At 34.5% G+C, this 22,903-nt stretch carries 17 protein-coding genes; 8 read left to right on the top strand and 9 right to left on the bottom strand.

Translation table 11 applies throughout. The annotated features are described in order from the left end of the window. The first annotated feature begins 187 nt into the window (after positions 1-187). Both O6P34_RS11555 and O6P34_RS11550 read left to right on the top strand, forming a co-directional pair. On the top strand, positions 188-1,693 hold the full coding sequence (locus O6P34_RS11555; RefSeq protein ID WP_269684663.1) for an aldehyde dehydrogenase family protein: 1,506 nt from the start codon (positions 188-190) through the stop codon (positions 1,691-1,693). A 76-nt stretch (positions 1,694-1,769) separates the two neighbouring features. Further along, positions 1,770-2,144: a DUF779 domain-containing protein gene (locus O6P34_RS11550; protein WP_269684662.1), complete on the top strand. Its 375-nt coding sequence runs from the start codon at positions 1,770-1,772 to the stop codon at positions 2,142-2,144. 1 nt (position 2,145) lies between these two features. Here O6P34_RS11550 and O6P34_RS11545 read toward each other — a convergent pair whose 3' ends face one another. From O6P34_RS11545 to recG, 6 genes are all read right to left on the bottom strand, one after another. Beyond that, the gene (locus O6P34_RS11545; RefSeq protein WP_269684661.1) at positions 2,146-3,069 is read right to left on the bottom strand and encodes an AraC family transcriptional regulator; all 924 of its coding nucleotides are present in this window, start codon (positions 3,067-3,069) and stop codon (positions 2,146-2,148) included. Positions 3,070-3,144: 75 nt separating this feature from the next. Then, positions 3,145-4,008, bottom strand: a complete 864-nt coding sequence (locus O6P34_RS11540) for a bestrophin family protein (RefSeq protein ID WP_269684660.1) — start codon at positions 4,006-4,008, stop codon at positions 3,145-3,147. A 25-nt stretch (positions 4,009-4,033) separates the two neighbouring features. Next, entirely contained in the window at positions 4,034-5,347 is a 1,314-nt protein-coding gene (locus O6P34_RS11535; RefSeq protein ID WP_269684659.1) for a TolC family protein, read from the bottom strand. 92 nt (positions 5,348-5,439) lie between these two features. Continuing rightward, the gene (locus O6P34_RS11530) at positions 5,440-8,535 is read right to left on the bottom strand and encodes an efflux RND transporter permease subunit (protein WP_269684658.1); all 3,096 of its coding nucleotides are present in this window, start codon (positions 8,533-8,535) and stop codon (positions 5,440-5,442) included. A gap of 69 nt (positions 8,536-8,604) precedes the next feature. Continuing rightward, positions 8,605-9,660: an efflux RND transporter periplasmic adaptor subunit gene (locus tag O6P34_RS11525; RefSeq protein WP_269684657.1), complete on the bottom strand. Its 1,056-nt coding sequence runs from the start codon at positions 9,658-9,660 to the stop codon at positions 8,605-8,607. A 272-nt stretch (positions 9,661-9,932) separates the two neighbouring features. Then, a complete protein-coding gene (recG, locus tag O6P34_RS11520; protein ID WP_269684656.1) occupies positions 9,933-12,041 on the bottom strand; it encodes an ATP-dependent DNA helicase RecG in 2,109 nt (702 codons plus the stop codon). 86 nt (positions 12,042-12,127) lie between these two features. On the opposite strand from recG, the gene O6P34_RS11515 reads away from it, so the two are divergent. Then, positions 12,128-12,673: a DUF1697 domain-containing protein gene (locus O6P34_RS11515; protein ID WP_269684655.1), complete on the top strand. Its 546-nt coding sequence runs from the start codon at positions 12,128-12,130 to the stop codon at positions 12,671-12,673. A 90-nt stretch (positions 12,674-12,763) separates the two neighbouring features. Next, positions 12,764-14,248, top strand: a complete 1,485-nt coding sequence (locus O6P34_RS11510) for an aminopeptidase P N-terminal domain-containing protein (RefSeq protein WP_269684654.1) — start codon at positions 12,764-12,766, stop codon at positions 14,246-14,248. A 62-nt stretch (positions 14,249-14,310) separates the two neighbouring features. Here O6P34_RS11510 and O6P34_RS11505 read toward each other — a convergent pair whose 3' ends face one another. After that, positions 14,311-15,048, bottom strand: coding sequence for a Dph6-related ATP pyrophosphatase (locus O6P34_RS11505; RefSeq protein WP_269684653.1), 738 nt, complete (start codon positions 15,046-15,048; stop codon positions 14,311-14,313). Between the two features lie 100 nt (positions 15,049-15,148). On the opposite strand from O6P34_RS11505, the gene O6P34_RS11500 reads away from it, so the two are divergent. Next, positions 15,149-17,212 carry a M1 family metallopeptidase gene (locus O6P34_RS11500; protein WP_269684652.1) on the top strand — a complete coding sequence of 688 codons (2,064 nt, stop codon included), beginning with the start codon at positions 15,149-15,151 and terminating at the stop codon, positions 17,210-17,212. 20 nt (positions 17,213-17,232) lie between these two features. Here the strand turns inward: O6P34_RS11500 and O6P34_RS11495 are convergent, their stop codons facing one another. Next, the gene (locus O6P34_RS11495) at positions 17,233-17,754 is read right to left on the bottom strand and encodes a DUF7935 family protein (protein WP_269684651.1); all 522 of its coding nucleotides are present in this window, start codon (positions 17,752-17,754) and stop codon (positions 17,233-17,235) included. A gap of 123 nt (positions 17,755-17,877) precedes the next feature. Between O6P34_RS11495 and O6P34_RS11490 the strand changes: the two genes are divergently transcribed. The 3 genes from O6P34_RS11490 (at position 17,878) to O6P34_RS11480 (ending at position 21,789) form a co-directional block, all read left to right on the top strand. Continuing rightward, positions 17,878-18,645, top strand: a complete 768-nt coding sequence (locus O6P34_RS11490) for a sulfite exporter TauE/SafE family protein (RefSeq protein WP_269684650.1) — start codon at positions 17,878-17,880, stop codon at positions 18,643-18,645. Positions 18,646-18,749: 104 nt separating this feature from the next. Then, positions 18,750-21,086: an ATP-dependent helicase gene (locus O6P34_RS11485; RefSeq protein ID WP_269684649.1), complete on the top strand. Its 2,337-nt coding sequence runs from the start codon at positions 18,750-18,752 to the stop codon at positions 21,084-21,086. A gap of 82 nt (positions 21,087-21,168) precedes the next feature. Continuing rightward, on the top strand, positions 21,169-21,789 hold the full coding sequence (locus tag O6P34_RS11480; protein WP_269684648.1) for an L-threonylcarbamoyladenylate synthase: 621 nt from the start codon (positions 21,169-21,171) through the stop codon (positions 21,787-21,789). A gap of 272 nt (positions 21,790-22,061) precedes the next feature. Here O6P34_RS11480 and O6P34_RS11475 read toward each other — a convergent pair whose 3' ends face one another. Beyond that, positions 22,062-22,895, bottom strand: a complete 834-nt coding sequence (locus O6P34_RS11475) for an OmpA/MotB family protein (RefSeq protein WP_269684647.1) — start codon at positions 22,893-22,895, stop codon at positions 22,062-22,064. Positions 22,896-22,903: the final 8 nt, after the last annotated feature.

Here is a 22,903-nt window from a genome sequence, read left to right as displayed (position 1 = left end):
TTTCATGCATTAAGTGAGTATTTAAAATAAGAATTTTACATCAAAAAAGAATTAAATTTATGAATTATATAAAAAAATAACACTAAAAAAACACATATGAAAATTTAATGCTATTAGTTGCATCAATAGTGCTATTCTACGAACTAATATCAAACTAAATTTGGTTAAACTAAAAACAACATAGTATATGAGTAATATAGCACAAAGACCTGAATTTAAGGCAACGTATGATAATTACATAGGAGGAAAGTTTGTAGCACCAATCGGTGGACAATATTTTGATGTCGTTTCTCCAATTGATGGGAAAGTGTTCACCAGAGCAGCACATTCAACCAAAGTTGATTTGGATTTAGCAGTAGATGCTGCCTACGATGCTTTTCAAACTTGGGGAAAAACTTCCGTAGCAGAACGCAGTTTACTATTAAATAAAATTGCTCAAATTATTGAAGACAATTTAGAATACATTGCAACCGTTGAAACAATTGATAACGGAAAAGCCATTCGCGAAACTCTGGCTGCTGATATTCCTTTGGCAATTGACCATTTCAGATATTTTGCAGGAGTAATTCGCGCGGAAGAAAGTTCAATCACTGAATTAGATTCTCAAACTGTGTCGATAGCTTTGAGCGAACCTTTAGGAGTTATTGCTCAAATTATCCCTTGGAATTTTCCTATTTTAATGGCCGTTTGGAAATTAGCTCCAGCATTAGCCGCAGGAAATACTGTAGTTTTAAAACCAGCCGAAAGTACTCCAATTTCTATTATGGTTTTAATGGAATTAATAGGAGATATTTTGCCTCCAGGAGTTATCAATATCGTAAATGGTTTTGGTGCAGAACTAGGAAGAGCTTTGGTTACAAATAAAAAAGTATCAAAAGCAGCCTTCACGGGTTCTACAACAACTGGTCGTTTGGTTATGCAATATGCTACCGAAAACATTATTCCTGTAACTTTAGAATTAGGTGGAAAATCCCCAAATATCTTCTTGAAATCTGTGGCTGATGCTGACGACGATTTCTTCGATAAAGCAGTTGAAGGCGCAGTAATGTTTGCTTTAAATCAAGGGGAAATTTGTACTTGTCCTTCCAGATTATTGGTTCATGAAGATATTTATGAGCAATTTATTGCCAAAGTAATCGAAAGAACAGCCGCAATTAAACTAGGAAATCCGCTAGACAAAACTACGATGATGGGCGCTCAGGCTTCTTTGGTTCAAAAAGAAAAAATTCTTTCTTACATCAAATTAGGAAAAGAAGAAGGTGCCGAAGTACTTATTGGAGGTGAAGAAAATAAATTAGGCGGAAGCCTTGATGGTGGTTATTATATCAAACCAACACTTTTCAAGGGACACAATAAAATGCGTATTTTTCAGGAAGAAATTTTCGGACCCGTTTTGGCTGTAACAACATTCAAAACTACCGAAGAAGCAATTGCTATTGCAAATGATACAATGTATGGTTTAGGCGCTGGAGTTTGGACACGTGACGCACACGAAATTTATCAGGTTCCAAGAGCAATTCAAGCTGGTCGTGTTTGGATAAATCAGTATCATGCTTATCCTGCGGGAGCTCCTTTTGGAGGATACAAACAATCCGGAATTGGTCGTGAGAATCACAAAATGATGTTGGGTCACTATCGTCAAACTAAAAACATGCTGATTTCTTATGATAAAAAGAAATTAGGTTTCTTTTAGAAAAATATTGATTATTGGTTAATCATAAACCTGGCAGATTCTATAATTTGTCAGGTTTTATTTTAAAATAGAAAAAATGATAAAAAGAATTGATGCAACCGAAAAAGCAGTAGAATTAATCCGAATTTTACAGGAAAAACATGGTGATTTAATGTTTTATCAAGCGGGAGGATGTTGCGAAGGAACACAACCACAATGTTTTGAAAAAGGAGGATTTTACCAAAGAATGGGCGATGTATGCATTGGATCCATCGAAAACACAGAATTTTGGGTTGACAAAGATTTATTCGAATATTGGAAACATGCGCATTTCACTTTAGATGTAATTGACGCTTTTGGAGTAGGTGGATTTTCATTGGAAACACCATTAAAAAAAACATTCCGAATTGAATACCGAATTTTTACGGAAGAAGAGGAGCAATCCCTTGAGCCGGTGAGATTCATCGAATAAACTAATTTACATGTAAAAGCTGATATTGTTTTGGCGTAATTCCTTCGTGTTTTTTGAATAATCGAATAAAATAATTAGCATCTTCAAATCCTGACAAATAACAGACTTCATTGATTTGAATCGTTGGGTTTTTGAGTAGTTTTTTGGCGCATCGTATCTTTTCATGCAGCACAAATTCAATTGGACTCATCCCTAATTCTCTTTTGAACAATCTATAGAAAGAAGTCGTACTCATACACGATTTTTCACTCAATCGCTTTAGACTTATATTTTCCTTTAAGTTCGTTCTAATAAATTCTACCACTTGCGTAATAGGATTATTGGGGTCGGTATATACTCCGTCATCTATCGCTTTTGCGGTCTGTGTCTGGATAATTCGGATTAACAATTCCTGTAAAGTTAAGTCGGCCAATGCATCTTTAGTAATCGACGTACTCATGCATTCTTTAATCAATTTATTAATGGTGCTTGCCAGTTCAACATTATTGTAAAAGAAATAATTTTGATAATTGAGTTGCCAAAATTGGGAATTGCCTTCTTTAGGATAACGTTCGTTAAGAAAATGAAGGGTTTCTGAAATTTTAGTTTGATCAATTGCCAAAGCTAAGCATTGTGTAGGATTGTTTTTTGAAGCCTCAGGAAAATCAATTTTCATCTCCACATTCGAAGGAATAACAACCGTTTCTCCGGGTAAATATTCAAAACTAGGATCATCAAACAAATGCATTACTTTTTTACCTCTTAACATGCTGGTTACCACTAAATCATTAAATTTTAAGGGAACCAATTGCGAAGATTCGTAGGTTTCAAAAAGGTTTAACTCACAATGATTTAGGGAATAAACGGTTCTGTTTTCCACTAGTGTTTTCAACGATTTCTCGTTGGTTAAACTCGGAGGAATTATAAAAGCACGATTTGAATTCATAATTTAATCTTCTAAAAAAGAATTTTAAATTTAATAAAAATAAGTGTCCGAAACACAAAGCTTTACAAAAAAAGATTAAATCAATTCTTCAATGTGTTTTTTTATGTTTTCCGAAATTTTCTTTGTTGGCAAATCGTTTGCATCGCTACCAAAAGGATCTTCAATTTCTTCAGCAATTAACTCTAAACTAGCCAATACATAAAAGATAAAAACTACAACCGGAATTACATAATAGCCTAAACTAAATACATATCCAAAAGGTAATGTCAACACATAAATAAATATGAATTTTTTGATAAAAGCACTGTAAGAGTAGGGAATAGGAGTGTTTTTGATTCGCTCGCAGGCACCGCAAATTTCTGTAAATGATTGAATTTCGCTATTGATAATAATAAGCTGATCTCCCGTTATTTTTGAAGTAAGGTACAAATCATTCACTTTTTGAAATAACATTTTCGCAATCTGATTTGGTCGGTGTTTATGTTGGTCAATTTCTAAATCAACATCATCAAACAACTGCTTGCTGGTATCATTATCATTTAAATGTTTGTATAAAATAGAAGCATATCCCGGAATCATTTTTCTAAAAAACTTCCTGTCGTTTCCATCTTTTAGAACCACCGAAAGTTTTATTGCTAGATTCCGACTGTTATTTACCAAACCTCCCCACATTTTTCGGCCTTCCCACCAGCGATCATATGCGGTATTTGTTCGGTATGCCAATAATAATGAAATCACGAAACCTAACATTCCATGCATAATAGAGATATTTTTTACGTGACTATCTTCGGGTAAATGCCAATATTCAATTTCTAAATAAGCAATTATTCCAGAATAAATTCCAATAATAAACATCATTGGAATTAACTTTCGAAAAGTATCAGCTTTGCTTAAATGAAAAATAAAGCTAATCCAATCTTTTGGGTTATAAGAAGTCATATTTTATATTTTACGCAAAAATAAATTAAAAAGTAATATTTCCAGCCAATTCTTTTAAAGCAATCTCTGAAATTTTAGCTTGAAATTGCGCATTGCTGTACCGCACTTTTGCATTGACATAATTCAATTGTGCAGTTCTGAATTCGAGTGTAGTTATGGTTCCAATTCTGAATTTATCTAATGTAATGGCTAAGTTTTGTTTAGCGATTGCTTCATTTTTTTCTTCTAAATCAATCAATTCTAAATTCGTCAAATACGTTTGATAAGAAGTGGCCAGTTGCGTTTTTAAGGCTAAACTTTGTTGCTCAATTACCATTTTAGAATTCTCAATTTCAATTTTAGCAATTTTTTCATTTCGGTTTTGTGAGAATCCGTCAAACACATTTAAAGAGGCACTAAAACCATAATTCAATCCTCTTGTTGAAGATTGTGTTGTGAAACCCAAACTTGATTGCGTATCAGCAAAATTATATCCAGTATTTAATGTCAACGTAGGATATCGGGCTGCTTTGACTTGTTTTAACTGCAATTCCGAAACTCTTTTGGCAATAATCTGAGCTTCTAATTGTGGATTTTGTTTTTCTGCCAAAGCAGTTAATTCGTCCAAAACTAATTTTGTATCTACAGCAATTTCATCGACAGTTTTAAAATCAATTTTTGCATCTCGGGCAAGAATTTGGTTCAAGAAAATCTTAGTATTTGCATACAATTCTTTTTGCCTCAAAAGACTCACTTTATCGGTATTCAAATCGACTTGTGCATTCAAAACTTCTAATTTTGATGCTTTTCCGATGGTAAATCGGTTTTGTGCCAAAGCCAATCGTTGTTTTGAAATTATAATTGTACTGTCAATTGCTGCCAATTGTTGTTGTTGTTCCACCAAGTTAAAATAAGTAGAAGTGACATCACCAATTTTGGTCAAAATAGTCAGTTTCAACTGAGCTTCTCCTAATTTTTGAAGTTCTTTCAATTGATCCAGTTTGGCAAACATTTTCATACCGTCAAATACGGTCCAATCTAAACCAACTCCATACGTCAAACTATTATTTTTAGCATTTTTCAAGGAATTTGTTGTTCCTGAAGCTAATGTTTGGGAAGTATTTTGAAGCCTGTTATTATCCACAATCGAAGCCGTAACCACCGGAAGCATTCCTGCATTTCCGGAACTCACATTCGTCTTTTCTATGTTTAAATTGTTAGAGGCAATTTTAATTTCATAGTTATTTTCTAATGCTATTTTTACCGCATCTTCAATAGTCAAAACGTCCTGCGCATTGATTTTTACCACACAAAAGAGCATTAAAATTATCGCTCGAAATCCTATTTTAGTATGTATCATAAATATTTTTTTTTGGTACGAATTTCTACTTTTAAATAAAAAATTCGCATCATCTGTGTCTTTTTTAAAACATTGACTTTAAAACCGAAAAATTAGTTACTTTCTTTTTCGTATTCTTCAATATGATCAAATTCCGGATAATGTTTTCTAGCTTTCGACCACATTAAATACATCGCCGGAATGACAAATAAGGTTAAAACCAAAGAGAAAATAGTTCCGCCCACAATTACAACTCCCATACCAATTCTACTCGTAGAAGCAGCTCCAAGTGACATTGCAATTGGCAAGGCACCTAATGAAATGGCTAAACTCGTCATCAAAATTGGTCGGAGTCGCGCTTCCGATGCTTCTAAGATAGCTTCGAGTTTTGATTTTCCTTGTTCTCGTAATTGGTTGGCAAACTCTACAATCAGAATTCCGTTTTTGGTTACTAATCCAATTAGCATTACGGTTCCAATTTGACTGAAAATATTCCAGGTTTGATTGAACAACCATAAGGAGAATAAAGCTCCGGCAACCGCCATTGGAACGGTCAAAATAATAATCATCGGATCAATAAAACTTTCGAATTGTGCCGCTAAAATCAAAAATATCAATACTAAAGCCAATCCGAATGCAAAAGAAGTATTCGAACTACTTTCGACAAAATCTCTTGATTCTCCTCCTAAATCGGTGGTAAATGTGTCATCTAAAACTTTGGCTTTTATTTCATTCATAGCGTCAATTCCATCGCTGATACTTTTGCCTGGAGCAAGACCTGCAGAAACAGTTGCTGACATGTATCGGTTGTTATGATACAATTGTGGTGGATTACTTTTTTCTTCAATGCTCACGACATTATCCATTTGTATCAATTCCCCTTTGTTATTTTTTACGTACATCGACGTTAAATCTAACGGTTTGGAACGGTCTTTTTGGTCAAATTGTCCAATCACCTGATATTGTTTTCCATTTCTCATGAAATAGCCAAAACGTTGTCCGCTTAACGAAAGTTGAAGCGTTTGCGCAATATCGATAACAGATATTCCTAAACTTTCCGCTTTCTCACGATTGATGGTTACATTGACTTCCGGCTTATTGAACTTTAAATTTACATCGCTCACAGCAAATGTGGGATCGTTTGATACTTCATCCATAAATAATGGAATTTTCTCTTCCAGTTTTTTGAAATTAGTAGCTTGAATGATGTACTGAATTGGTAAACCGCCACGTCTGTTAACGGCAATTGTAGGTTGCTCAATAACCGATGTTTTTGCATCCGGATATTGTTTGGTCCATTTCGTTAATTTCTGCGCTATATCTTTTTGCGAATCGGTTCTTTCATTTGGTTCTACCAAAGAAACCCGAATAAAACCACTATTAACAGATGAAGATCCAAAACCTGGAGAGGTAATTACCAGACTCACTTTTTTGCTGGGAACAGAATCGTCAACTAATTTAGAAACTTCCTGCATGAATCGATCGGTATATTCATAAGAAGAACCTTCGGGAGTTGACATACGCATTACAAATCCACTTCGGTCATCATATGGAGCCGTTTCTTTTTGTAATAAATTAAAAAACAAATAAATTAATCCGAAACAAGCAATTAAAATAGGGAAACTCAACCATTTCTTTTTCATGAATTGGCTTAAAGCTTCGGCATAACCACTATTTAATTTTTGAAAATACGGTTCAGTTTTAATATAAAAATTTGATTTTTTTTGTTCGCCGCCTTTCATCAAATACGCATTCAACATGGGCGTTAAAGTCAAAGAAACAAATGCCGATATCAATACCGCTGCACCAATGACGACGCCAAATTCCCTAAACAATCGCCCAACAAATCCTTCGAGAAAAATTACCGGTAAAAATACTGCAGCCAATGTAATTGAAATCGAAATTACGGCAAAAAATATTTCGTTTGAGCCTTTAATTGCAGCTTCAATTGGCGTCATGCCTTCTTCTACCTTTTTAAAAATATTCTCGGTAACAACAATTCCGTCATCAACCACTAATCCTGTCGCAAGAACGATTGCTAACAAAGTCAATACATTTATCGAAAAGCCAAAGAGCCACATGATAAAGAAAGTCGCAATCAAAGAAACAGGAATATCAATTAAAGGTCTAAAAGCTATAGCCCAATCCCTAAAGAATAAATAGATAATTAAAATCACCAAAACAATTGAAATCCCAAGAGTTTCAGCAACTTCGATTACTGATTTTTTTACAAAAACAGTATTATCAATGGCGATATTCAGTTTGATATCTTTTGGTAAATCCTTTTTTAATTTTTCAAATTCCTTATAAAAAGCAGCCGAAATATCTAAATAATTCGCTCCGGGAAGCGGAACAATCGCCACACCAACTAGCGGAGTTCCGGATTGTGTCATTTGGGTTTCAACATTTTCCGGTCCTAAAGTAGCGGTTCCAACATCGCTAAAACGAACTACTTTTTCTCCTTCTGAACGAATAATAATATTATTAAATTCTTCGGCAGTGGCTAAATTCCCAACCGTTTTAACCGTTAATTCTGTATTTCTTCCAGTCAGTTTTCCCGAAGGTAATTCTACATTTTGTTGGTTTAAAGCGTCCCGAACTTCGGAAACCGTACATCCATAAGAAGCCAGTTTTACTGGGTCAATCCATAAACGCATCGCGTATCGTTTTTGTCCCCAAATCTGTACACCACTTACTCCGGGAATAGTTTCAAGGCGTTGCGAAATTACATTTTCGGCATAATCACTTAGTTCTAATGCATTTCTGGTATCGCTTTGCACCGTCATCGAAATAATGGCATCTCCATTGGCGTCAGCCTTAGAAACAACAGGTGGCGCATCAATATCTTGAGGTAGATTTCTAACGGCTTGTGACACTTTATCCCGCACATCATTTGCAGCTTCTTCAAGGTCTTTATCCAAATTAAATTCGATAGTTATATTGCTGCTTCCTTGCGCACTCGACGAAGTTACGTTTCGAATTCCGTCAATAGAATTGATTGCTTTTTCGAGAGGTTCTGTAATTTGGGATTCAATAATATCTGCATTTGCTCCGGTATAATTAGTTCGAATAGAAACTTGAGCAGGGTCTATCGAAGGAAATTCTCTAACGCCAAGAAAAGTATAACCAATCAAACCAAATAGCACGATGGCTAAATTGATAACAATTGTAAATACTGGTCTTTTTATACTTAAAGTAGATAAACTCATATTGTAATTTAGATTGTAGATTTTAAATAGCTAATTTAGATTCTCTAAATTAGCATGTAACAGCTAAAATTATTTTATTTTAATTTTTACCGGAGCTTCATTTTTCAGCGACATAACACCACTGGTAATCACAGTATCTCCTGCTTTTAGACCCGAAAGCACTAGAATAGAAGCATCAGTTCTTGTAGCAGTTTCAACCATAACTTCTTTGGCCATTCCTTTATCCGAAATAAAAACTTTCTTTCCGTTTTGTACCGGAATTATAGCTTCGGTTGGAACAACAATAGCATCTTTTATAATATCTAAAGGCAATTCTACATTCGCAAAAGTTCCCGGTAATAATTTCCCGTCTTTATTTTCGGCAATAGCACGAACTTTCAAGGTTCTGGTAGCAATTTCTACTTCAGGTTCAATAGCGTAAACTTTAGCAGTATAACTCTCCGTTGAACCGGCTACTTTAAAAGTTAAATAAGAGTTCATCTTAACTTGTGAAGCATATTTTTCAGGAATAGAAAAAGTAATTTTTAAACGGCCGATATTCACCAATTTTGCTACTAAAAGAGTAGGAGTGATGTAGGTTCCCGGTGAAATGGAACGCAATCCGATTTTTCCGGAGAACGGTGCTCTTACCGATGTTTTGGCAATTTGTGCTTTTATCAATTGACTTTGCGCTTGTGCTGATTTATAATCGGCTCTGGCAACATCATATTCTTCCTGACTGATAGCTTCTTTTTGTAAAAGTAATTTCGCACGTCTTTCGTTTTCAGAAGCCAATCCTTCTTTGGTGGAAGCTTGGGTTAACTGAGCTCGTAATTCTAAATCATTGACTTTAAACAAAACTTGACCTTTTGAAACAGAACTTCCTTCCTGAAAATAAATCCCTTCTACAATTCCCGAAACTTCAGAACGAATTTCTACTTGTTCATTGGCTTCAATAGAACCCGAAAGCGATAAATTATTATCAAAAGTCTGAGGTTTTACAACAATACCCGTCAACAACATGGGTTTATCGTTTCCTTTATCTTGTGATTCTTGATTTTTAGCGCTGTTTGCTGTAATTCGGTAGGCGATAAAACCACCAATTCCAACTAATAATAAAGTGTAAACTACGTATTTTATTTTCATGGTATAAAGGTAAAGTAGAATTAATGAATGCTTATTTTAGTAAAATAACAAAATTAGGTGTTAAGATTGGGAAAAGCCGATTTGTTAATTTTTATTTAACGTTTGTACATACAAATATTAATATTTCTTTAAAAATAGATACTTAAACGGTCATTTAGGACACAAAAAGGAGGGAATGGTTTAATTTTATTTTCAAAAAAAGATAAAATTTAAAAAAAACAAATCAAATCGATTCCTGATTTAAAACAGTATGAAACCCTTTATAAAAAAAATCAACTAATGTAGTTCCAAATATTCTTTTTCTTGGTCATTTCTAAAAAAATCGTTTTTAGAATAGCATTCTCAGGTTTTTGCATCGGCGCATCATTTTTGAGAATTTCTAATGCATAATTTCTGGCCAACATCAAAATATCCCTGTCCCGAACAATATCTGCAATCTGTAGGTTGAGCACGCCACTTTGTTGTGTTCCCATCAAATCTCCCGGACCGCGAAGTTTCAAGTCGACTTCGGCAATTTCAAAACCATCGTTCGTTTGTACCATCGTTTCCATTCGGGTTTTACTGTCGGAACTCAATTTATGACTCGTCATCAGGATGCAATAACTTTGTTCCGCACCACGCCCCACACGCCCGCGTAGCTGATGCAATTGTGACAATCCAAATCGTTCCGCACTTTCTATAATCATCACACTGGCGTTAGGAACATTAACTCCGACTTCAATTACGGTTGTGGCGACCATAATATTAGTTTTTCCTTCCGAAAAGCGTTTCATCTCCGCATCTTTATCCGCCGGTTTCATCTTTCCGTGAAGTATTGAAATGGAATAATGAGGCAACGGAAAATCTCTGGAAATACTCTCGTAGCCATCCATCAAATCTTTGAAATCCATTTTCTCAGATTCCTGAATTAACGGATACACAATATAGATTTGGCGACCCAAAGCAATTTCGTCCCGAAGGAATTTCCAAACTTTCAAACGGTTGCTGTCAAAACGATGAACAGTTTGAATTGGTTTTCGTCCCGGAGGCAATTCATCAATCACAGAAATGTCTAAATCACCATATAAACTCATCGCTAAAGTTCGAGGAATTGGCGTGGCCGTCATGACTAAAATGTGTGGCGGAATCACATTTTTCTTCCACAGTTTAGAGCGTTGTTCTACGCCAAAACGATGTTGTTCATCAATCACAGCCAATCCTAAATTCTTAAATTTCACTTTATCTTCCAATAAAGCATGCGTTCCGATAAGAATATGTAATGTGCCGTTTTCCAACTCTTCATGAATAATTCTGCGTTGTGCAATTTTGGAAGAACCAGTCAGGATTTTAATATTTATATTTAGAGTTTGGGCTAATTCGGATAAACCAATAAAATGCTGATTAGCCAGAATTTCTGTGGGCGCCATCAAGCAGGCTTGGAAGCCATTATCGAGTGCCAAAAGCATGCTCATAAAAGCGACAATGGTTTTTCCGGAACCTACATCGCCTTGCAGCAATCGGTTCATTTGAGCATTACTGCCCATATCAGTTCGTATTTCTTTGATAACTCTTTTTTGAGCATTTGTCAATTGAAAAGGCAAATGATTTTGATAAAATTCGTTGAAGAATTCACCAACTTTAGTAAAAGGATGTCCTTTTATTTTATGTTTCCGAATCAGGTTTTTCGTGATTAATTGCAACTGAATATAAAACAATTCTTCAAATTTCAGTCGGAATTGGGCTTTTGCCAAAGCGTCACTACTTTTTGGAAAATGAATGTTGAATAAAGCCGCTTTTTTTGGAATCAATTTCAATTCGTTGATTAAATAATCCGGTAAGGTTTCCGAAAATAAAGCTTGTGTTTCGAGAAACAATTGCTGCATCAGTTTATTAATCACCCGATTCGTAATCCCGCGATTAGTCAAGGTTTCCGTAGAAGGATATACAGGTTGCATCGCTGAACGTAAGCTTTTTTCGTGTTCGCTTAACAACTCAATTTCGGGATGTGCCATGCTGAATTGACTACCGTATTGTGCACATTTTCCAAAAACAACACTCACTTCATTAAGCTTCAAACTTTCTTTAATCCATTTATGTCCTTGAAACCAATTGAGGTCAATTTGTCCCGTATCATCAACAAATGTAGCGACTAACCGCTTTTGATTACGACCAAATTCAACCGTTTTGATATTGATGATTTTACCAATAATCTGAACTTCGGCAATGTTATTTTGCAGTTCGTTAATCTTGTAATACCGCGTTCTGTCAATGTATCGGTTTGGAAAAAAATTAACCAAATCCTGATACTTATAAATACCCAATTCCTTACGCAACAATTCGCCCCGATTGGGACCAACACCTTTCAGGTATTCAATGGGCGTGTGAAGGAGGTTTTGCTGCATACTGCGAAGATAGTTTTTTGTTTGGAAATTTGGAAATGGGAATGTTTGGGAATATTAATATCTTAGCAAAATAAAAAAGCTTAAAAATGACAACTCATCTCGCATTGCTTCGTGGCATCAATGTTTCAGGTCACAATATGATAAAAATGGAGGCTTTAAAAACAACTTTGGAAGCCATTGGTTTTCAAAATGTGCAAACTTATATTCAGTCAGGAAATGTTTTTGTGGATACCGAAGAAGAAAATGCTCCTGCCGTTGGTTTCAAAATAAAGCAGGAGATTTTCAAGGTTTTTGGTCATGAAGTACCCGTTGTGGTTATTGGTTCCGCGGATTTAGAAGCGTGTTTTAAGAACAATCCTTTTTTAAAGGAAAAAGACGTCGATATCAAAAAATTATACGTGGCTTTTATTTCTGCAACTTTACAAAGTACCAGTATGAATGATTTGAAAATCAGTCAATTTAAACCGGATGAAGCCAGTATTGATGCCAGCAGAATTTATATTAAATACGCTGTTGGAGCCGGAAAAACACGATTCGACCAGAAATACATTGAGAAAAAATTAAATGTAAACGCCACCATTCGAAATTGGAACACTGTGACGCAGTTATTAAAAATGTATGAAGAAAGATAAATTACTAAAAAAAGCACTTATATTTACCTATCAATCAATACTTTGAAAACAAAGTATTTAGTATTAAAAATCTCTAACCTTTAGCCTGATATGACCCGTAAACTTTCTTTTATCCTCACAGTATTTTTTGTTTGCGTTACCATGGCGCAAAACGGAACTCCAACCGATTACCTATCAGCTCAATTTCATAAAGAAAAAAGAGCCGCTTTGCGAGCAAAAATGCCTAAAAATAGTGTAGCTGTATTTTTTGGCAATCCTGTTCGAAACCGAGCGAATGATGTAGATTATGTGTACCATCAGGATCCTGATTTTTATTATTTGACAGGATATAAAGAACCCAATTGTGTTTTAGTAATTTTCTCTGAGGATCAAATGGATAAAGACGGAAGTACGTATAATGAAATACTGTATGTTCAGGAAAAAAATCCAAAAGCAGAACAATGGACCGGAATTCGTTTAGGAACAGAAGGTGCAAAAACCAGTTTAGGCTTTGATGTGGCTTTGAATGGCAAAGAATTCATCAACTCCAGCATAAACTATTCTAGTTTTAGTAACGTACTTTTTAAGGAATTTGAAAACGATTACAGAGATTCTAAACGAGAAAAAGCAGATTTATTTAAACTGATTCAAGCCTTTAAAGTTCAAGTTGGCTACACTGAAAAGTCAAATTCACCAACAGATTCGAAAATGCAAAACGAAATGAATCTCAAAAAAAATATTACTTCTAAGAAAGCAACTTTAGATTCTAAATCAATTGGGACATACATGGCCAGCTTGCGGGAAAAAAAATCCAAAGAGGAAATGGTTTTATTGACCAAAGCCATACGAATTTCGGCAATGGGACAACGCGAAATCATGAAAGCAATGCATCCAGGAATGTCAGAAATTGAAATTCAAGGGATTCATGAATTCATTTATAAAAAATATGGCAGTGAATACGAAGGATATCCTTCAATAGTAGGAGCCGGGAATAACGGTTGCGTTTTGCATTATATCGAAAACAGCAAAATGAAAGTTGAAAATGATTTAGTTTTAATGGATTTAGGAGCGGAATATCATGGTTATAGTGCTGATGTAACCCGAACGATTCCGGCCAACGGGAAATTTTCTACAGAACAAAAATTGATATATGATTTAGTATATGATGCACAGGAAGCAGGAATTGCTGAAGCAAAAATCGGAAACAGTTTTAGCACGCCTGATCAAGCTGCACGTAAAGTCATTAGCGAAGGCTTAATCAAATTAGGGATTATCAAAAAAGAAGACGAATCCCGCAAGTATTTCCCACACGGAACATCACATCATATCGGATTAGATGTGCATGATCCAGGCTTGTACAATGCATTTGAAGCCAATATGGTTGTTACCGTAGAACCTGGGATTTACATTCCAAACGGAAGTGATTGTGATAAAAAATGGTGGGGAATTGCCGTACGAATTGAAGATGATATTTTAATTACTCCTAATGGTCCAATTAATTTATCTGCGGAAGCTCCAAGAAAATCGAATGAAATTGAAGCACTTATGAATGAAAAAAGTGTTTTGAATACTTTTTCATTACCCAATTTAGATTAATACAGTCTTTTACAAAAATAAAAAAACTCCGAATTTTTTGATTTCGGAGTTTTTTTATGTGTTTATTTTTCAACCAAATCACAATACCAAAATCCAAAATCAAACGCATCTGAAGCGCTGGTATCACAAGCCGTATCAGAGGCATCCTCTTCTTTTGGTCTTTCGTATTTTCGATACACTACTTCACCAATCTCAAATTGGATTGGTTTTGAAAAAATCGGACCGTCAAAAGTAAACGTATGAAATTCACCATTTTCACCGCAGACATCAACATTCTTTGGCAAGTCATTTATAAAATCTTGATCTATAATTCTTCCCACAAAACTTTTATCCAAAAAGCGTTCGTTTACGCAAACCACAATCGTTTTAAAACCCAAATTCATGAATTCTTGAATTAAATCTTGTGTTGGAATTTTCCAAAGCGGAAAAACACCTTCAAATCCGATTTCGGCTAATTTGTCTTCCCTGTATTTTCTTAAATCTTCGAGAAAAATATCGCCAAAAACAGAATGTGTTACCCCTTGATTTTTTAATTTCAAAAGAGTTTCCCGCATTACGGCTTCATAAACTTCCATCGTTGGCATTTCAGGAATTTGCATTATTTCTAAAGGCAATCCAATACTTTTGGCTTGTTGTTCTAATAATCCGACCCGAACACCGTGCATCGAAATGCGTTGAAACTGTTGGTTTACGCTGGTTAAGAGGCAGCTAATTTCAAATTCAGGATTTTGTAACGTTTTGTATAAGGCCAGCGCAGAATCTTTTCCGCTGCTCCAGTTAAATAGGGCTTTCTTTTTCAATGAGATTTAATTTTTTCTGGAAGTAAACGTACAAAATTAGTCGCATTAGTTTAGGAAACCTTTGTAACTTTGAATTTTTCAGTTTAAATCATAATCCTAAATGAAATACCTATTCCTATTTATTTCTACATTCGCCTTTGCGCAACAAACTCAATTTGTTGATTTTAAATCGGTTTTGGGTAAAATTGCCATCAATCCAACAGAAAAAATGGTTTCGGGTGATGTAATTTATGATTTTGAAGTTTTAAAACCCATTGATACCATCAAAATAGATGCACAAAACATGACTTTTTCGAATATAAAAGTCAACGGTAACAGCATCTCTTTTTTGAATACCACAAAACAATTGCAATTGATTTTTCCGTTTAAAAAAGGAAATAATAAACTGACTTTTGAATATTCGGCAAAGCCAAAACAAACGATGTATTTTGTAGGTTCCGAAGAAAATAATAATCTGGAAATTTGGACACAAGGACAAGGAAAATACACCAGTCATTGGTTTCCCAGTTTTGATGATGTAAATGAAAAGGTTGTTTTTAATTTGAATATTGTTTTTAATAAAGACTATCAGGTGATTTCAAACGGTCTTTTGCAATTTAAATCCGAATTATATGGGCTTTGCGTTTGGAATTACCGCATGCAAAAACCCATGAGTTCTTATTTATTGATGTTAGCCATCGGAAAATATGATAAAATTTCTCAGAAATCAAAATCCGGAATTCCTTTAGAATTGTATATAGAACCTAAAGAGGTATCGAAATTTGAACACACATATCGCAATTCTAAGCAAATATTTGATTTTCTGGAGACGGCAATAGGCGTAAAATATCCTTGGGAAATCTACAAGCAAGTACCCGTTCGGGATTTTTTATATGCTGGAATGGAAAACACCTCGGCTACACTGTTTACCACTCGTTATGTGGTTGATAGTGTAGGTTTTGAAGATCGAAGTTATACAAATGTAAACGCACATGAATTGGCACACCAATGGTTTGGTAATTTGGTAACTGCCGAAAGCGGAAAACACCATTGGTTACAAGAAGGTTTTGCTACCTATTATGCCTTACTTGCCGAAAAGGAAATTTACGGAGAGGATTACTTTTATGCTAAATTATACGAATCGGCTCAACAATTAAAATTTGCTTCCAGAACTGATACCATTCCTGTTTTGAATGCCAAAGCCAGCTCTTTGACTTTTTATCAAAAAGGAGCTTGGGCCTTATTTGTATTACAAGAAAATATAGGGCAAAAAGCATTTAAAAAAGCCGTTAAAATGTATTTAAAAAAGCATTCATTTCAAAACGTAAATACACAGGATTTCTTAGCTGAAATACGAAAAGTATCTCATTATGATTTAGATGCTTTTAGTAAAGTATGGCTTGAGAATTCAAGTTTTAACACATTAGAAGCGAATAATTTATTAAATAAAAACAAAGCTATAAGAGTTCAATTTGAAGTTGATAAATGGAAAAATAAACCTTTGATAGAAAAGAAAGCTTTTTTAAAAAAAATACTTCAGTCTGATGTCTATTATACCGTGAAAGAAGCTGTTATTCTGCAATTAAAAAACGAAACATTTGAAGCTAAAAAAGAGTTATTAGAATTAGCTTTAGCAACAAATAATTGGCAAATCCGACAAGCTGTGGCAAGTTCATTAAATCAAATTCCGGCTGATTTCAGGGAACAATACGAGACATTACTTAACGACAAATCGTATCAAACACAAGAAATTGCTTTGTATAATTTATGGAATAATTTTCCCGAAAATAGTTTTGACTATTTAGACTTGTCGAAAGATTGGATTGGTTTCAATGATTATAATCTAAGGACATTGTGGCTTTCATTAGCGCTTTCAACACCCAATTATGCAACTAATAAAGAATCCTTAATAGCAGAATTAATTCATTATTCGTCTATAAATTATGAAGCTACAACGCGACAAAATGCTTTAGAAAAACTGATTGCTTTTAATTTAGTCAACGATATGGTTTTGAAAAATTTGGTCAATGCGACAACACATCACATGTGGCAATTTTCTAAATTTGGAAGAGACAATATTCGGATTTTATTGAAAAAACCAATACTGAGAATTTCTTTCGAACGACTTTTACCGGACTTGAATGAAAAAGAGCAATTTCAACTGAACCGATTGTTGAAGGAATAATTATAGCATTAAATCTGGTTTTACCACATTTGACTCACTTCATTCTTGATATATGCCAATGCCGCATTACTAGGGGATTGTTTGTCTAATAAATCATTCAAAAGAACGTTACGCAAAGCATCTGCATCCTTGATTTCTTCTGTTACAATTGTTTTTCGAATCATTTGGATTGTAGCATTTTTGGCCGTCGTAATAATAGACCAGCATTCATCCGACATGTAAATTTGTTGAGTTAAATTGTGCTCAAATTCTTGTTCGATGTGCTCAATAATTAAATTCCCATAATCCATTTTATCAATAGAAATTGGACTGATTCGAACTAGCAATTTAGTCAAGCTAATGCGCTCTAAAAATAAAGTCATACGTTCATAAGCTTGTAAACGCAAAGGCAAGGCGTCTTTTTGAGCGTCTTTTTGCAACAACCATCGTCTGGTATTTTGTTGTTCTTTAAAATACAAATTGAATAAATAATAAGCAACACTTCCGGTTATTAAAGAAGGTAAAGTATAAGCTAAAATTTCTATGATTTTGGTCGATTCCATTTTTTTAAATTTAAAGAACAAAAATATACTTTTTGACTGGAATTCAACGGCATTTTAATTGTATTATTTGTTTGGGAACTCTAATTTTACCAAACTATTTTTAAGTACTTAAATAATCATTTTTTGGAAAACTACATTCTTATTTTACTGTGCATAGCGGCTTTTGCGGCAGGATTTATTGATGCAATTGTTGGCGGAGGCGGATTGATTCAAACTCCTGTTGGCTTGATTTTATTACCAAATTTACCTGTTTCAACCGTTATTGGCACATTGAAAATTCCAGCTTTCAGTGGTACTTCATTTGCCGCTTTTCAATACTTGAAAAAAGTAGAAATGAATTGGAAACTGCTGGGTGTAATGATGGCATTGGCTTTTCCGTCGGCATTTTTAGGATCAACGGTCTTAACTTATGTCAGTAATGATTTCATGAAACCACTGTTGCTTGTTGTACTCTCTTTTTTAGTGATTTATACCTATGCGAAGAAAAATTTTGGGCAACATGTTGAAAAAACAATTTCAGCAAGAACTCAAATTCTAAATGCAGTAGGAATTAGTTTTATTGTTGGTTTTTACGATGGTTTTATAGGACCGGGAACAGGAAGTTTTTTGGTTGTGGCTTTCATTGCATTGATGGGATTTGACTTTTTGCATGCTTCCGCAAATGCCAAAATGGTTAATTTATCTACTAATTTTGGTTCAATTTGCTTGTTCGTTTTAAAAGGAAAAATCATTTGGGCCATTGCAATTCCTATGGCGTTCAGTAATGCTTTTGGAGGTTGGCTTGGCGCCAAATTAGCTATTAATAAAGGAAATAGTTTTATTCGAATTTTCTTTTTGATTGTGGTTATTGGTACGCTGATTCGTTTTGCTTACGACGTATTTTTTAAATAAAAACGATATTAATCTTAATCAGAAATAGAACCTGATTTTCATTCTCATTTAAACACAATTTCTAATTCTTAAATTCTTATTTTTGCATTCAATAGAAAATTTTCATGCAAAAATATATAGACCAACTTAACGAAGCACAACGCGAACCCGTTTTACAAAAAGACGGCCCCATGATTATTATTGCGGGTGCGGGTTCTGGTAAAACAAGGGTTTTGACCATACGAATTGCGTATTTGATGAGTCAAGGTGTAGATTCGTTTAGTATTTTGTCGCTGACTTTTACCAATAAAGCAGCGCGAGAAATGAAAAAAAGAATCTCTGATATTGTGGGTTCCGGAGAAGCCAAAAACCTTTGGATGGGAACATTCCACTCTGTTTTTGCCCGAATATTACGTTCCGAAGCCGATCATTTGGGTTATCCTTCGAATTTTACGATTTATGATTCACAGGATTCCTTGCGTTGTATTTCAGGGATTATAAAAGAAATGCAATTGGATCGTGATGTTTATAAACCGAAACAAGTTTTAAGCCGAATTTCAAGTTATAAAAACAGTTTGGTAACGGTAAAAGCCTATTTCAATAATCCGGAATTACAAGAAGCCGATGCAATGTCCAAAAAACCACGATTGGGTGAGATTTATCAAAATTACGTAGATCGATGTTTCAAAGCCGGCGCAATGGATTTTGATGATTTACTTTTAAAAACCAACGAATTACTAACTCGTTTTCCGGAAGTTTTAGCAAAATATCAGAATCGTTTCCGCTATATTTTGGTTGATGAGTACCAAGATACCAATCATTCCCAATATTTGATTGTTCGTGCTTTATCAGATAAATTTCAAAATATCTGTGTGGTAGGAGATGATGCGCAAAGTATTTATGCGTTTCGTGGTGCCAACATCAACAACATCCTGAATTTCCAGAAAGATTATGAAGGAGTGAAAACCTTTAGATTAGAGCAAAATTATCGTTCTACAAAAAACATTGTGGAAGCCGCCAATACGATTATTGATAAGAACAAAACCAAACTCGATAAAATTGTTTGGACTGCCAATGATTTTGGTCCAAAAATAAAAGTGCATCGCAGCCTTACCGATGCCGAAGAAGGTCGTTTTGTTGCCAGCACTATTTTTGAACAAAAAATGCAAAACCAATTGCATAATGGTGCTTTTGCTATTTTGTATCGTACCAATGCCCAATCACGCGCCATGGAAGATGCGTTGAGAAAACGAGATATTCCGTATCGGATTTATGGTGGTTTATCTTTTTACCAAAGAAAAGAAATCAAAGACGTTTTGTGTTATTTACGTTTGGTTATCAATCCAAAAGATGAAGAAGCTTTGGTACGTGTAATCAATTATCCGGCTCGTGGAATCGGAGACACAACCGTTGAAAAACTGACTATTGCTGCCAATCATTACAAGCGTTCCATATGGGAAGTGATGCAAAATATTGACAAAATAGACTTGAAATTAAATTCAGGAACCAAGCAAAAATTGCTCGATTTTGTAACGATGATTCAGAGTTTTCAAGTAATTAATGAAAATCAGGATGCCTTTTATATTACCGATCATGTAGCTAAAAAAACAGGTTTAGTACAAGAATTAAAAAAGGATGCTACTCCGGAAGGAATGGCTAAAATCCAGAATATTGAAGAATTGTTAAACGGTATCAAAGATTTTACCGAAGGACAAAAAGAAATTGACGGTGCTCGTGGCGCTTTGTCTGAGTTTATGGAAGATGTGGCTTTGGCTACGGATTTAGACAAAGATACCAGCGACGAAGATCGGGTGGCATTAATGACCATACATTTAGCCAAAGGACTTGAATTTCCTCATGTTTTTGTAGTTGGTATGGAAGAAGATTTGTTTCCAAGTGCGATGAGTATGAGTACTCGAAGTGAACTCGAAGAAGAACGCCGTTTGTTTTATGTCGCTTTGACCCGTGCGGAACATCAAGCGTATTTAACTTATGCACAATCCCGATATCGTTGGGGAAAATTAACGGACAGCGAAGCTTCTCGTTTTATTGAAGAAATTGACGGTCAATATTTGGAATATCTGACTCCCGAAGAATCAAATTATCGTTATAAACCTATGATTGACAGCGATATTTTTGGTGATGTAGATAAATCTAAATTGCGTTTAGCAAAACCAATAGGTGGAACACCACCAAAACACATTACCGATAATGAACCCAAATCGGATATAAACATTCGAAAACTGAAGCCTGTTTCAGGTTCCGGAGCATCTTCCAGCGGAGCAAATTTATTTGACAATAAATTAGTTACAGGAAATATCGTAATGCACGAACGCTTTGGAAAAGGAGAAATCATTAATCTGGAAGGAGTAGGAGCTGATAAAAAAGCCGAAATTCGTTTTGAAGTTGGCGGAATCAAGAAATTACTTTTACGCTTTGCAAAACTGGATGTAATTGGCTAAGAATTTGTTTCAGATTTAAGGTTCTAATCGGTCTGATAACAGCGCTTTAAATCTTAAATATTTTAAACTTTAAACTAAAAAAATGGCACAATTTATAAAAATATACGAAGACAAACCCAATGAAGCTGCTATTGCAAAAGTAGTAAAGGTTTTAAAAGATGGAGGATTAGTTATTTATCCAACCGATACGGTTTATGGTTTGGGGTGTGATATTACCAATACCAAAGCATTGGAACGCATTGCCAAAATTAAAGGCGTCAAATTAGACAAGGCTAATTTTTCGTTTATTTGTCACGATTTAAGCAATTTATCGGATTATGTGAAACAAATTGATACGGCTACTTTTAAGATTCTAAAAAGAGCTTTGCCGGGTCCTTACACTTTCATTTTACCGGGAAATAATAATTTACCGAAAGAATTTAAAAAGAAAACAACGGTAGGAATTCGGGTTCCTGATAATTCGATTGCATTAGAAATTGTACGTCAATTGGGAAATCCTATTGTTTCAACTTCTATTCGAGATGAAGATGATGTGATTGAATACACCACAGATCCTGAACTCATTTTTGAGAAATGGCAAAATCAAGTTGACATGGTTATTGATGGTGGTTATGGTGACAATATGGGTTCAACTATTATTGATTTATCCGGAGATGAACCAATTGTTATAAGAGAGGGAAAAGGAACTTTAGAAATCTTGTAAATTAAAAATAATTCTTGATTTTCGTTATATTAACATTAATTTTATTAATTTAGCAGGAATATCATAAAGAATAGTATTTTTTTTTAACACTATATACCAAATGTAATTCTTGATTTTATATTTAATTGGTTATTAATAAAAGAATTGGGAATACATGAAAGCAGGTCTTTGGATCTGCTTTTTTTGTACAACGATAAAACTAAAATTCACAAAAAAAGCGTCTCGAATACCGAGACGCTTTTTAGTATAAATAACAATTTGAAATTTAAAACCTATTGTTTTTGTTTTTTCATTTCTTTTTCAATCATATCATAAAACTGATCGATTTTTGGTAAAACTACAATACGAGTTCTTCTGTTTCTAGCTTTGTTTTCAGCAGAATCATTCGCTACCAAAGGAATGTAAGAGCTTCTTCCCGCAGCAATCAACTGTGCTGGATTTACACCTAAATCTCCTGTCAATACACGAATAATTGAAGTCGAACGTTTTACACTCAAATCCCAGTTGTCAAGAAGAATTCCTGTTCCTCTGTAAGGTACGCTATCCGTATGTCCTTCAACCATACATTCAAAATCAGGTTTGTCGTTTACTACTTTAGCCACTTTAGCCAAAACACTTTTTGCTCTGTCTGTTACTTCATAACTACCGCTTTTAAACAATAATTTGTCAGCAATAGAGATAAAAACAACTCCTTTTTCAACATTGATTTCTATATCCGGATCTGAAATTCCAACAGAACTTTTTAAGCTTGTAACCAAAGCCAATGTAACACTGTCTTTTTTAGTTAACGCATCTTGCATTCTGCTGATTTTTAAATCTTTCTCTTTTATAGATTCTAATGCTTTCTCAATATTTTCAGCCCCTTTAGTAGACAAAATAGTCATGTCTTTTGAAACACTTATTAAACCTTGATTTTGTTCTTTTAAGGTGGCAGCAGTAGCGGAAAGTGCTGCTTTTTCTTCCAAACAAGAGTTTAGTTTAACCGTACAAGTGTTTAACAAATCTTGGGTTTCTTTGTTTCTGGCTTCCAGATCTGTATATTTCTTTTTAGAAACACATGAAGTTAGTAGCGCTAGAACTGATAAAGCAATTACTATTTTTCTCATAAAAATTA

The sequence above is a fragment of the Flavobacterium lacustre genome (genome assembly GCF_027474525.2).
In the GTDB taxonomy this organism is placed as follows: Bacteria; Bacteroidota; Bacteroidia; order Flavobacteriales; family Flavobacteriaceae; genus Flavobacterium; species Flavobacterium lacustre.
This window is presented reverse-complemented; position numbering and strand designations above follow the sequence as displayed.